This window comes from Nocardia aegles (assembly GCF_052545135.1).
In genome coordinates this window covers 245,025-257,140 of the sequence record NZ_JBQWRI010000004.1, presented here as the reverse complement: position 1 = coordinate 257,140, position 12,116 = coordinate 245,025, and the positions used below count along the sequence as shown (strand labels likewise).

The window sequence follows — 12,116 nt, the reverse complement described above, 5'->3', positions numbered from 1 at the left end:
GGCGGTCGCAACCGCGAGCGAATAGGTCGGCGCTTAGTTTACGGCGTCGTCCGGAACACTATCCGGCTGGTGCGTGGGCTTCCAGGCGAAGTGGGCCGATCTCGCCCACGATGCGGTTTGCCGCCAGTTTCCCGGAGAGCAGGGCGGTCGGCACGCCCACGCCCGGAGTGGTGCCGCAACCAGCGATAACCACATTGTCGCTGGAACGTGGGAAATTGCTCGGCCGAAAGGGGCCGGTCTGACCGAAGAGATGGGCCACCGAGAACGGTGTGCCCGCGAGCATGCCGCGATCGAGCCACGTCTGCGGGGTGTCGAGTCGGTCGACGGCGAAGTGGTCGGCGATACCACGGTAGCCGCGCGCTTCCAGCACGGCGAGCAGTTCGTGGAGGTACGCCGGTGCCAGGCGCGGCCAGTCCAGCGGCGCGGCCACGAGATTCGGGCACGGCGCCAGCAGCGAGAACGGTTCGTGTCGTCCGTCGGCGCGGGTGATGAACAGGCTCGGATCGGTCAGCGCAGGCCGGGTCAGCAGCAGCGAGGGGTCGCTCATCAGCTTGCCCCGGCCTCGGCGTGCGGTGATCTCGGCGAACGTTCGGTCCCAGCCCTGCCCGAATTCGATGATGTGGTGCGCTTGCACCGGCCAGTCGGCCGCGACCGCGGCGGGGACGGTGCCGTGCGCGACGACCGCCGACGGCGAGGCGCGCAGCCCCCGCCGGGGCCGCACGCCGAACCGGTCGAGCGAGCCGAGGTCGGCGGTGAGCACCAGCGCGTCGCAGTCGAACGAACGCCCGTCGGCGGTATGGACCCGCCGGGCCCGCCGGGCGGCGTAGTCGATCCCGACGACTTCGGCGTTCAGTTCCAGCGTGCCGCCCGCATCGGTGAACGCTTGCGCCAGCGCCGCGGCGATCGCCTGCATCCCGCCCTCGGGGAAATACACGCCGAGCGAGGTGTCCATGTGCGGAATCGCGCCGTAGACGGCGAGCGCCCGCCCGGGCGACATGCCCGCGTAGAGCGCCTGGAAGGTGAACAGTCGCGCCGCGCGCGGGTCGCGCAGGAACCCGCGCACCCGGGGACCGAGCCTGCCGAAGCCGCCGAGTCGCACCAATTCGGCCAGCGCGCGGCGCTTCTCGGGAATGCGCACCATATCCAGCGGTGAGTCGAAGTTCGTGTCCATGAACTCGGTGAACTCGGCCGCGTACACCCGCGCCAGCCAGGCGCGCAGACGCCGGTATCCCCGTGCTTCGGCCGGGCCGCACGTCCGCTCGACTTCCGCGGCCATCGCGTCCGGATCGGCGAAGACCCTGATCTCGGCGCCGTCGGCGAACCGTGCGTGATAGCTCGGCGCCAGCGGGTGGATGCGCAGCGGGGGCACGCAGGTCTCCGGGGTGCGGCCGACGGCGGCGAGCGCGTCGGTGACCAGCTCGGGCAGCGTGAGGACGGTGGCGCCGGAATCGATGTCGTAGTCGGCGCCCCGGTAGCGCCCGACCCGGCCGCCGGGGTGGTCGGCTCGCTCGAGCAGTGTTACCGTGCGGCCCGCGCCGGTCAGATACAGCGCGGCCGACAGCCCGGCCAGTCCCGCGCCGACCACCACGACGCGATCGGTCGGTCCTGCCACACTTCTCATCTGCGTCTCCTTGTCGTGGCGCTCAGGCGGCGCGCTTGGTAGCGGCCAGCGCCATCGCGCGCAGCCGCTCCTTGGCGGCGGGCGTCGCCGAGCTGGCCTCGATGGCCGCCAGGCCGGTGTCGGTGAGTTCGGTGATCCGGCGCTCCACATCGTCGACCGCGCCGAGTTCGACCAGCACCGCGCGCAGCCGCTGCACCTGCTCGGCGCCGAGGTCGGTGCCGATACTCGAGCGCAGCAGTGCGGCCGCGGCGGGATCGGTGTCGTCGGCGCGCCGCAGCGCCTCGGCCAGCAGCACGGTGCGCTTGCCCTCGCGCAGGTCGTCGCCGGAGGGCTTGCCGGTGACCGCCGGATCGCCGAACACGCCGAGCAGGTCGTCGCGCAGCTGGAAGGCGATCCCGATGGCGGTGCCGAACCCGCGGTAGGCCTCGATCAGCTCCTCGTCCGCGGCGGCGATGGCGGCGCCGAGGTGCAGCGGGCGTTCGACGGTGTAGGCGGCGGTCTTGTAGCGGTTGATCCGCAGCGCGGCCTCGACCGATTCGTCGCCGCCCGCCTCGCCGTTGATGTCGAGCAGCTGGCCGCCGAGCACCTCGGTGCGCATGTCGGCCCAGACCGGAGCGAACCGGGCGATGGCCGCGGACGCGAGGCCGGACGCGTGCACCATGTCGTCGGCCCAGGACAGCGCCAGATCACCGACCAGAATGGCCACGCTGGCGCCGAAGTGCGCCGAGTCGCCCGACCACCCGCGGTCACGGTGGCGTTGCCCGAAGTCGACGTGCACAGTGGGGAAGCGGCGTCTGGTGTGGGAGGAATCGATGATGTCGTCGTGGATCAGGGCGCAGGCCTGGACGAGCTCGAGCGCGGAGCAGGCGGTGAGCACCGCCGCGGCGTCGGACGCGTCCGGATCGCCGCCGGCTCCGAGCCACCCCGTCCAGGCGAACGCGGGCCGGGTGCGTTTTCCGCCGCGTAGCACGAACTGCTCGAGCGCCTCGGTGGCCTCGGCGAAGACCGGGCCGAGACGCTGCGCCGCCGGGCGGCGAGTGGCGAAGAAGCCGCTCAGAGCGTCTTCCACGGCAGTGACGAAGGCGGGGGTGCCCGGCTGCGGCACCGCGGGGCGCGGCGTCTGAGTACCGGTTGCGGCGGACAGAGGAGCCTCCAAGGTCGTGCGGGTGATAAACGCACGGGGTCGCGGAGGGTGCCCGGGCGCTGCGGATGATTCGGGGCCGAGCGGAGGCGGTCGCGTGTCGCTCGGCGTGGCGAACAACTCGCCCGATGCGAAGAATACGCGCGGCGTCCGAGCGACCCGACAGGGCCGTCATCGGCCACCTCTCTACACTGAACCGGTGACTTTCGACAACGTGCGGGGCAGTTCGACCCCTGGCCGGCCGTCCCGTACGCACCCGAACGTCTCCGGCACACCTTCGGTCGTACAGAGTCTGCGGGCGCACGCCGGGCACGCGGTGCCGTTCTCCGTGGAGTTCAATCCGCCCCGCGACGCCGCCGCCGAAGCACGGCTGTGGCGCGCCGTCCGGCAGTTCGAGTGCATGCACCCGGCGTTCGTGTCGATGACCTACGGCGCGGGCGGTTCCACTCGCGACCGCACCGTCCGCGTGACCGGCCGGCTCGCGCAGGAGACCACCCTGCTGCCCGTCGCGCATCTGACCGCGGTGGGGCACAGCGTCGCGGAGCTGCGCTCGCTGGTCGGCGCGTACGCCGATTCCGGCATCCACAACATCCTGGTGCTGCGTGGCGATCCGCCCGGCGACCCGCTCGGCGAGTGGCACAAGCATCCCGACGGCGTCTCCTACGCCGAGGAGCTGGTGCGCATCGTGCGCGACCTCGGCGATTTCCACGTCGGTGTGGCCTCCTTCCCGCAGGGCCATCACCGCTCGCCGGACCTGGCCACCGACACCGCGTTCCTGGCCGCGAAACTGCGTGCGGGAGCGGAGTATTCGATTACTCAGATGTTCTTCGACGTCGAGCACTACCTGCGCCTGCGCGATCGCCTCGTGGCGCTCGACCCGATCGAGGGCGCCAAGCCGATCATCCCGGAGCTGATGCCCATCACGTCGCTGCGCACGGTGCAGCGCGCCGAGGAGTTGTGTGGCAGGCCGCTGCCGGGCGCCGTGCTGGACCGGCTGCACAAGGCGGCGGGCGACGGCGGCGAGGAGAACACCGCGGCGGTGCGCGCGGCGGGTATCGAGATCGCCACCGAGATCGCCCAGCGGCTGATCGACGAGGGTGCGCCCTGCCTGCATTTCATCACGCTGAATTTCGCCAAGGCGACCAGCGAGGTGCTGACCAACCTCGGTTACGGCGTCACGGCCACCCCGGTCAACGCCTGAGCGGGCGGGGCGGTCGTCCGAAACGTGCACGTCGAGCCGAACCGGGCGTGCACCGATCGCGGATGGGCGGTTGTCCGGAACGTGGGTGTAGCGCCGAGTCGGCGATCCCTGGTCGCGCACGGTGCTCCGGTGCGGCTGGGCCGGACCCCGATCGCCGGAGCGCGGGCGCGATGATCACCGGGGTCCGCCGGTGCGCACGAGGGCGCACCGGCGAGTCCCCGGTCAGGCGGCGCGAGCCGCGCGCAGTCCCCATGCCTCGGCGAGCAGCCGATGCGATTCCAGACGATCGGCGTGCCGATGGGTGATCGTGGTGACCAGCAGCTCGTCCGCCCCGCTGACGCGTTGCAACGCGGCGAGCCGCTCCACGACGGTGCCGGGTGCGCCCACGAACTGGGTGGCCAGGCGATCGTCGACCAGGCGCCGCTGCTCCGCGGTGAGCGGCGCGACGGCCGCCGGGTCGGGATAGTCGGCCGCGCCCGCGCCACTGCGGATGCTGTAGACCCACTGGCCGTAGCCTGCGGCCAGCCGCTGCGCGGTCGCGTCGTCCTCGGCCACCACCACGTCGGCGGAGATCACCACGTACGGCTCGGCCAGTTCGGCGGATGGGCGGAACGCCGCGCGATAGGCCTCGACCGCGTCCAGCGCGGTGCCCGGCGAGACGTGATAGGCCGCGGCGAACGGCAGTCCCAGCCGTCCGGCCAGTTCCGCGCTCTCGCCCGCCGTGCTGCCGAACAGCCACAGCCGCACCTGTGCCTTCTCCCCGGGAACCGCGTGCAGCGCAACACCTTCGGGGCTGACGAAGCTGCCCGCCAGCAGGGCGCGCACCTCGTCGATCTGCTCGGCGAAATCCAGCGGTTCCGCGCCGCGCTGCTGCAACGCGCCCACCGAGGCGATGAACCTCGACCGATCCAGGACGCGGCCGGGGTCGAACGGCGGCGGGATGACCACGCCGTCGCGGATCTCGGTGCGCCCGGTCACCGCGTCGGCCACTGGTTTCCCGCCATTGTTCCGCGCGGCTTCCGCCCCGAACCGGCCGCGCCGATGACCCGACCGGCCGAGCCCGAGGTCGAGCCGGCCCGGGTACAGCGCGTCGATCGTGCCGAAGGCTTCCACGATCGAGGCCGAGGTGTGATGACCCACCTGCACGGCCGCCGAGCCCACCCGGATGCGCTCGGTGGCCGCCGCCACCAACCCGATCAGGGTGATCGAGGAGGAGCTGGCCACCGAGACGAAGTGGTGTTCGGCCAGCCAGTAGCGGTGGTAGCCCCACTGTTCGGCGTGCTGGGCCAGGTCGACGGTGTTGCGCAGCGCCTGCTGCGCGGTCGAGCCCGCGCTGATCGGGGACAGGTCCAGGATCGATAGGGGAACGAATCCGCTCATGCCGCACGCCCCTGCCGCGGATCCTGTTCGCCCGCTTCGATGGCCACCCGCAGTCGGTTCTGCGCGGGCGCCACCGGGCAGGTCGCGAAGTCGGTGAACGCGCAGGGCAGATTCGCCGCGCGGTTGAAGTCCAACACCACCGTGCCGTCCGCGTCCGGCGCGCCGACGGTCAGCGAACGTGCGGCCGGGTAGGTCGTCACACCGCTCGTCGCGTCGGTGAACAGCACACGCAGGTCGTTCCGGTCACCGAACGCGACGACCCGTTCGGTCACCTCGCCGATGCGGAACTCGATGGTGCCCGCGGCGCTGTGGTGGTGTTCGAGTCCCTCGATCACCGCGCCGGTGACCACGGTCCGCTGTCGCTCGAACGGGGTGAACCGCCCGGAGACCACCCAGCGCGGATCGGGTCGATAGGCCGGGATGCCGTCGAAGGTCAGCAGGGCGGGCGCGGCGGGGTCGTGCACGCGGACGGCGTAGCGACCTGTGCGGCGGATCACTTCGAGCACCCGGCTCTCCTGCCGGATGTGCAGTCCGGGCGCGCCCTCGGCGGGCGTGACGATCTGTACGCCCGCGATGCCGCGCCCGTCGTACTCCAGCCGGTCGGCGGGCTGGGCGGTGATGAAGACCTTCTCGTCGGTGACCCACCAGGTGCCGGGAACATCCGGCAGCCGCTCCGGGCGGTCGGTGAGCCAGTGCAGCCCGGTCAGGCCGAGGAACCCGAGCGGGTCGCGCAGCTGGTCTTCGCGCGCGTGGTGCCAGCGTGCCCACTCGGTTTCGAAAACACTGGTAATGCTGGTGGTCATGACGCTATGGCTCCTTCGGGGGCGATAGTGCGGTAGGAGTGGCTGGGCTGTGGGACGGTATGCGTCATCAGGCTGTGCCTTCCGCGTCGATCTGCTGCCGCAGCGCCGGGTGCATACCTGTCAGGGCGGTATCGGGCGCCAGGAACAAAGCCTGCTGCCACAGTGCGGCGCGCGTTCGGGGTGCGGACCGGCCGACGCGGCGGTCCCGCTCGGCGCGGATCGGCGCGACAGCGTGCACCCGCGCGTTGCCGGAGGTGTCGGCGGCGCGTGGAGCGCGCAGGCGGGTGCGCCACCAGCGGGCCTGGTCGGCCGCGAAGGCGGCGGGGTCGGCGGGAACGTCCTGCGCGGCTGCCGGTGCGGCGTCGGCGGCGGGTTTGCGATCGAAGGCGGAGTACACCATCAGAGCGATCCTTTTCGGTCGGTGCCACCAGGTGCTCGGCTTGTGGCCGTTGGTGGGCTCCGGTGAGCGGGCAGGGGCAATCGCGGAGGACGGGATGGCGGGTTCCGGACGGCTGCGGCAAGGAGCCGTGCGCTGCCGGTTCAGTACGCGACTGTGGTGACAAGTCGGATTCGGCATCACGACACGCCGTTCGTCACGGCTGGTGCCGGAATGGCCGACAACAGCTCGCGGGTGTACTCGTGCTGGGGATCGCCGAAGATCTCGGCGGTGCGGCCGGATTCGACGATGCGGCCGTGCCGCAGCACCGCGACGTGATCGCTGATCCGCCGCACCACCGCCAGATCGTGCGAGATGAACAGGTAGCTCAGCGACAGCTCGGTCTGGAGGCGGTCGAGCAGTTCGAGGATCTGCGCCTGCACCGAGGCGTCCAGCGCGGAGACCGGTTCGTCGAGCACCAGCAGTTCCGGGTGCAGCGCCAGCGCGCGGGCGATGGCGACCCGCTGACGCTGTCCTCCGGATAGCTCGGCGGGCCTGCGCTGGGCGAACCCGGCCGGGAGCGCGACTTGCGTGAGCAGCTCCGCCACCCGGTCGCGGCGTTGTGCGCGGTTCCCGATGCCGAACGCGCGCAACGGTTCCTCGACGATCGCACCGACCCGCCAGCGCGGATCCAGTGAGGCGTAGGGGTTCTGGTACACCACCTGGAAGCGTTTGCGCAGCGCGCGCAGCCGCGACCCGCGGGCCCGCGACAACGGTTGCCCGTCGAAGGTGACCTCGCCGCGGTCGGGTTCGGTGAGCCGCAAGGCGATCCGCGCGGTGGTGGACTTGCCCGATCCGGATTCGCCGACCAGCGAGAGCGTCTCGCCGCGTCCGAGTTCGAAGCCGACTCCGGATACCGCGGTCACGCTGTCGCCCCCGTGGGCGCGGAAGGTCTTGTGCACCTCGCGCAGGACCAGCAGCGGCTCGCCGGTCCTCGGTTTGGGCTCGCGGTAGCCGTCGGTGGGGCCGAGGCTGGGCGAAGCGGCGAGGAGGCGCTTGGTGTACGGGTGGCGCGGGGTGGCCAGTAGTTCGGCGGTGGGGCCGCTCTCCACCACCTCGCCGCCGTTGAGCACGACCAGCCGGTCCGCGCGTTCGGCGGCGACCGCCAGGTCGTGGGTGATCAGCAGCACCGCCGTGCCGCGCGCCGCGATCTGCTCGGCGAGCCGATCCAGCACCCGGCGCGCGACCGTCGCGTCGAGCGCGCTGGTCGGCTCGTCGGCGATGACCAGATCCGGTGCGCAGGCCAGCGCCGCGGCGATCAGCACCCGCTGACGCTGCCCACCGGACAGCTCGTGCGGATACTGGGCCGCCCGCAGTTCGGGCCGGTCCAGTCCGGCGTCGGCCAGCAGCTCGATCGCCCGCCCGCGCGCCGCCTTGCGCTCGGCCAGTCCGTGCACCAGCAGCGATTCGGCCACCTGAGCGCCGACCCGGCGGACCGGATTCAGCGAAAGTCCGGGGTCCTGGGGGACGAAGCCGATGCGCGCTCCCCGCAGCCGCCGCAGCGCGCGTTCGGAACCGGTGTCGACCACGGCACCGTCGAAGGTCACGGTTCCTCCGGCGATCTCGGCGTTCGCGCCGAGCAATCCGATCACGGCGTGGGCGAGCGTGGACTTGCCGGAGCCGGACTCGCCGACCAGCGCCACCACCTCGCCGCGGGCCACGGTCAGCGACACACCGTCGAGCGCGGTGACCGGGCCGGTGTCGGAGCGATAACGAACCCGCAGGTCCTCGACGTGCAGCAGCGGAGATACCGGGACGTTCACGCGGATTCTCCCTTCACGATCGCGCGTCCGAGCCGCTGGGCGGCGAGCACGACGGCGATGATGACGAGACCGGGCAGGGTGGTCATCCACCACGCGGTCGCGAGATAGTTGCGGCCCTCCGAGATCAGCGTGCCCCACTCGGGGGTGGGCGGCTTCGCGCCGTAGCCGAGGAAGCTCAGCGCCGACACCGACAGCACCGCCATACCGAATTCCACCGCGGCCAAGGCGAGTACGGGCTGGTAGGAGTTGGGCAGCACGTGCCTGGCCAGCACCGTGTACCAGCGCACACCCGCGGCGTGTGCGGCCTCCACGAACACCGCTTGGCGCACCCGCAGCACTTCCGAACGCATCACGCGGGCGAAATTGGCGACCAGCGCGATGCCCACCGCGACGGCCACGTTGCGGGTGCCGAAGCCCAGCGCGGTGACCAGGGCCAGCGACAGCAGCAGCGCCGGCACCGACAGCAGCACATCGACCAGCCGCATGACGACCGCGTCCACCACGCCGCCGATCGCGCCGGACAGCACCCCGAGCAGCGACCCGGCGACCAGCGCGATGCCGACCGCGGCCAGGGTGGCGGTCAGCGAGAGGCCTGCGCCGTGCACCGTCCGGGTGTACAGATCGCGGCCGAGATTGTCGGTGCCGAACCAGTGCTGAGCGCTGGGGCCCTGCAACTTCTGCGCGGGCACGCCGGTCAGCGGGTCGCCACCGGCGAACACCGACGGCGCCAGCGCCCAGCCCACGGCGAGCAGCGCGACGGCGGCCGCCACCACCAGTCCGGCGCTGCCGCGCAACGTCTTCCACCGCACGACCGGTCGCCGCAGGCCGGGCAGCACCGCTGTGCGCTGTTCCTCGGTGACGTCAACCACGAGTCCGCACCCCCTCGGCGAGCGGCGCGCCGAGCACGAGCCCGGTGGGAACGATGGGAGCTGGGTCAGACACGAACGATCGCCTCCTCGGCAGTGTCGGCGGCGCTGCGCTCGGACACACCGCGCGCACCGCGGGAGCGGGCGGCGATGCGCGGGTCGAGCAGCGGATACAGCAGGTCCACCGTGAGATTCACGCTGACGAACACCACCGAGGTGAGCAGTACGATGCCCTGCACCACCGGGATGTCCTGCGCCAGCACCGCGGTCTGGGTCAGCCGCCCGACACCTTGGCGGGCGAAGACCGTCTCCACCACCACCGATCCGGCGAGCATGTTGCCGACCAGGACCCCCGCGATGGTGAACGCGGGCACGCTGGCCGGGCGCAGCACGTGCGTGCGTTGTACCCACCAGCGCGACCCGCCCTTGGCCAGGGCCACGTCGACGAACGGCTGACGCCAGGTCGTCTCCAGCCCGGCGGTGAGCACCTGCGCGATGACCGCGCCGATCGGCAGGGCCAGGGTGAGCGCGGGCAGCACCGTGCCCGCGAAACCGTGCCCGCCGAACGCGGGCGCCAGCCGCAGTTGGAACGAGAACACCTGCAACAGCAGCAGTCCGGTCCAGAACGTCGGCACCGAGACGCCGAACGACGGAAGCGCGGCCAGAGCGTTGCGTAACCACGGCCGCCGAGTCTGGGTCGCCGCGAACGCCAGTGCGACACCGCCGACGACCGCGAAGAGCAGCGCGGTTCCCGCCAATTCGAGCGTGGCGGGCAGCGCGTCGCCGATCGCGCCGGTGACCGGTTGCCCGGTCGCGATGGAATGGCCGAGATCACCGCGCACGGCGTGTCCGAGCGCGGTCCAATACTGTTCCCACAGCGGCCGATCCAGCCCGTAGCGGGCCTGTAGCTCGGCGATGGCGGCCTGGTCCACCGGCGTGCCCGTGCCGCCGCCGTCGGCCGCGATCGAGACCGGGTCGGAGGGCAGTAGGTACAGCACCACGAACGACAGCGTGAACGCCGCCCACAGCACCCAGATCGCTTGCAGCGCACGCAGGGCGAGATAGCGCGCCATGACTATCGTCCGCTCAGCCAGGTGTCGAAGAACTGCAAGCGTGCCGAAGCCTCGAACTTCAGATCCCGCGTGTTCGCGCTCGCTCCGATCGCCTGGGAGAGCTCCACGGTCGGGATCATCAGTCCGGCGTCGAGCACCTGCTCCTGCGCGACCCGGATGAGTCCGTTGCGTGTCGCGGTGTCGACGGTGCCGACCTGCCCGTTCAGCGCGTCGTCCAGTGCGGGGATCGGGCCGCGGGCATTGAGGTTGCGCCCGTCGAGTCCGAAGGAGGTGCGCAGGATGTCGCCGTCGGCGCGGGTGGTGTTGCCGTAGGAGGCGTCGAAATCCTTGCTGTTCTGCCGCGCCGTGAACTCCGCCGCCGACACCAGGTCCAATTTCAGCTCCACCCCGACCTGCCGCAGCTGCTGCTGCACCAGCTCCAGGATCGCCTGGTTGCCCGCGAACACCTGGCTGAACAACACCGAGAAGGACAACCGCTCACCGTTCTTGGCCCGGATGCCGTCCGCGCCGGGGACCCAACCGGCCTGGTCGAGGATGGTGCGCGCCTTCGCCGGGTTGTAGGCGAGGCGTGCCGACAGGTCCGTGTAGCCGGGGGTGGTGCCGGCCAGTGCGCTGGTGGCGGGCTTGAACTGCGGGCCGAGTACGGTGTCGACCAATTGCTTGCGATCGATCGCCGGCAGCAGCGCCTGGCGCACCGCGGGATCACGCAGCGGTCCCCGGGTGACGTTGAGCTGCAAGTGGAACGGCACACCCGGGTTGGCGGTGCTGAGCACCCGGCCGCCCGCCGCCTCGATCTGCGCGGCGTCCTGCGGCAGCGCGTCGCTGATCGCGTCCAGCTGCCCGGAGGCGAGACTGCCGGTGCGGACGCCGGATTCGGGCACCACAGTGAATTCGATCTTGTCCAGGTACGCCTCGCCGCGATGGGCGAATACCGCCGAACCCCAGTGGTAGCCGGTCCGTTTGGCCAGCGTGACCGCGGCGTCCTGGCGGTAGGCGGCGTAGGTGAACGGCCCGCTGCCGATGTTGTCGCCGAGGCAGCGCTGCTCGGCGGGCTTGGCCGTGGTCACGTCGGCGAGGATGCCGAGCTGGGCGGTCGATGACGCCTGCAGGAATGCGGCGTTGGGCTTGCTGAACTCGACCCGCGCGGTGAGCCGGTCCACGGCCGTGGTGCCGACGTAGCCGGTGAGGTAGCTGCTGCCCAGCGGCGCCTTGCCCGAGCCCAGCTTCACGACCGAATCGAAGGTGCTGCGCACCGAGTCGGCGGTGAGCGGGGTGCCGTCGCTGAAGGTGACGCCGTCGACGAGGTGGAAGGTGAAGACCTTCGCGTCGGGGCTCGCCTCCCAGCTCTGCGCCAGCCACGGCTTCAGTTCGCCGGTGGCCGGGTCCTGGTCGGTCAGCGAATCCACGATCTGCCGGGCGACGTACAGCGTCTGATTGGTGCCGGCCTGGGCGGGATCCGAGCAGGTCGGCGCCTGGGACAGGCCGTAGCGCAGTACACCGCCCGGCTGGGGCGGGCCCGCGTCGCCGCCGGGCGCGGCCGAATCACTGCCGCAGGCGGCCACGGTGGTGGCCGCGGCGAGCGCGCCGGCCAGCGCGACGATTCGGTGACGGGTTCGGATCACGGGGCAACTCCAGATACTTCGGGTCGGGCGAGTTCCTCGCCCAGGTCGGGGTCGATGTCGGCCGCTGCCAGCGCTGGGCCGGACAGGGGCAGGTATTTCTCGAACAGGTGCGGTCCGATCTGTTCGGCCCGCAGGCGCGCGGCCACCGGATCGCCCTGAGCGATCCGGTGCACGCGCGGCGTCCTGGTCGACACTGGCTGTGTCATCGGC

General features: G+C 71.6%; 11 protein-coding genes. 1 reads left to right on the top strand and 10 read right to left on the bottom strand.

Going from position 1 to position 12,116, the window contains the following annotated elements:
* Window positions 1-58 precede the first annotated feature (58 nt).
* Window positions 59-1,621, bottom strand: coding sequence for a phytoene desaturase family protein (crtI, locus tag ACT89H_RS14630; RefSeq protein WP_445109130.1), 1,563 nt, complete (start codon window positions 1,619-1,621; stop codon window positions 59-61).
* A 22-nt stretch (window positions 1,622-1,643) separates the two neighbouring features.
* Window positions 1,644-2,777: a polyprenyl synthetase family protein gene (locus tag ACT89H_RS14625; protein WP_445109129.1), complete on the bottom strand. Its 1,134-nt coding sequence runs from the start codon at window positions 2,775-2,777 to the stop codon at window positions 1,644-1,646.
* A gap of 184 nt (window positions 2,778-2,961) precedes the next feature.
* Here ACT89H_RS14625 and ACT89H_RS14620 point away from each other — a divergent pair, with 184 nt between their 5' ends.
* Complete coding sequence (locus ACT89H_RS14620) at window positions 2,962-3,963, top strand: methylenetetrahydrofolate reductase (RefSeq protein WP_445109128.1); 1,002 nt, start codon at window positions 2,962-2,964, stop codon at window positions 3,961-3,963.
* A gap of 222 nt (window positions 3,964-4,185) precedes the next feature.
* On the opposite strand, the gene ACT89H_RS14615 is transcribed toward ACT89H_RS14620, so the two are convergent.
* The 8 genes from ACT89H_RS14615 to ACT89H_RS14580 form a co-directional block, all read right to left on the bottom strand.
* Window positions 4,186-5,343 carry an LLM class flavin-dependent oxidoreductase gene (locus ACT89H_RS14615; protein ID WP_445109127.1) on the bottom strand — a complete coding sequence of 386 codons (1,158 nt, stop codon included), beginning with the start codon at window positions 5,341-5,343 and terminating at the stop codon, window positions 4,186-4,188.
* Complete coding sequence (locus ACT89H_RS14610) at window positions 5,340-6,146, bottom strand: DUF1684 domain-containing protein (protein ID WP_445109126.1); 807 nt, start codon at window positions 6,144-6,146, stop codon at window positions 5,340-5,342. The genes ACT89H_RS14615 and ACT89H_RS14610 overlap by 4 nt, the downstream gene beginning before the upstream one ends.
* 67 nt (window positions 6,147-6,213) lie before the next feature.
* On the bottom strand, window positions 6,214-6,546 hold the full coding sequence (locus ACT89H_RS14605) for a hypothetical protein (protein WP_445109125.1): 333 nt from the start codon (window positions 6,544-6,546) through the stop codon (window positions 6,214-6,216).
* A gap of 176 nt (window positions 6,547-6,722) precedes the next feature.
* Window positions 6,723-8,345 (bottom strand): dipeptide ABC transporter ATP-binding protein, encoded by a 1,623-nt coding sequence (locus ACT89H_RS14600; RefSeq protein ID WP_445109124.1) that lies wholly within the window; start codon window positions 8,343-8,345, stop codon window positions 6,723-6,725.
* Window positions 8,342-9,154: an ABC transporter permease gene (locus tag ACT89H_RS14595; protein WP_445109338.1), complete on the bottom strand. Its 813-nt coding sequence runs from the start codon at window positions 9,152-9,154 to the stop codon at window positions 8,342-8,344. Before ACT89H_RS14595 ends, ACT89H_RS14600 begins: the two co-directional genes overlap by 4 nt.
* A 125-nt stretch (window positions 9,155-9,279) precedes the next feature.
* On the bottom strand, window positions 9,280-10,284 hold the full coding sequence (locus ACT89H_RS14590; RefSeq protein ID WP_445109123.1) for an ABC transporter permease: 1,005 nt from the start codon (window positions 10,282-10,284) through the stop codon (window positions 9,280-9,282).
* 2 nt (window positions 10,285-10,286) lie between these two features.
* Entirely contained in the window at window positions 10,287-11,906 is a 1,620-nt protein-coding gene (locus ACT89H_RS14585; RefSeq protein ID WP_445109122.1) for an ABC transporter substrate-binding protein, read from the bottom strand.
* On the bottom strand, window positions 11,903-12,112 hold the full coding sequence (locus ACT89H_RS14580) for a hypothetical protein (protein WP_445109121.1): 210 nt from the start codon (window positions 12,110-12,112) through the stop codon (window positions 11,903-11,905). Before ACT89H_RS14580 ends, ACT89H_RS14585 begins: the two co-directional genes overlap by 4 nt.
* Between the last annotated feature and the right edge of the window lie 4 nt (window positions 12,113-12,116).

Excerpts from the sequence above, each read along its gene's own strand:
- ACT89H_RS14580 (WP_445109121.1), bottom strand. The coding sequence starts at position 12,112 with ATGACACAGCCAGTGTCGACCAGGACGCCGCGCGTGCACCGGATCGCT.
- ACT89H_RS14610 (WP_445109126.1), bottom strand. The coding sequence starts at position 6,146 with ATGACCACCAGCATTACCAGTGTTTTCGAAACCGAGTGGGCACGCTGG.
- crtI (WP_445109130.1), bottom strand. The coding sequence starts at position 1,621 with ATGAGAAGTGTGGCAGGACCGACCGATCGCGTCGTGGTGGTCGGCGCG.
- ACT89H_RS14615 (WP_445109127.1), bottom strand. The coding sequence starts at position 5,343 with ATGAGCGGATTCGTTCCCCTATCGATCCTGGACCTGTCCCCGATCAGC.
- ACT89H_RS14590 (WP_445109123.1), bottom strand. The coding sequence starts at position 10,284 with ATGGCGCGCTATCTCGCCCTGCGTGCGCTGCAAGCGATCTGGGTGCTG.
- ACT89H_RS14605 (WP_445109125.1), bottom strand. The coding sequence starts at position 6,546 with ATGGTGTACTCCGCCTTCGATCGCAAACCCGCCGCCGACGCCGCACCG.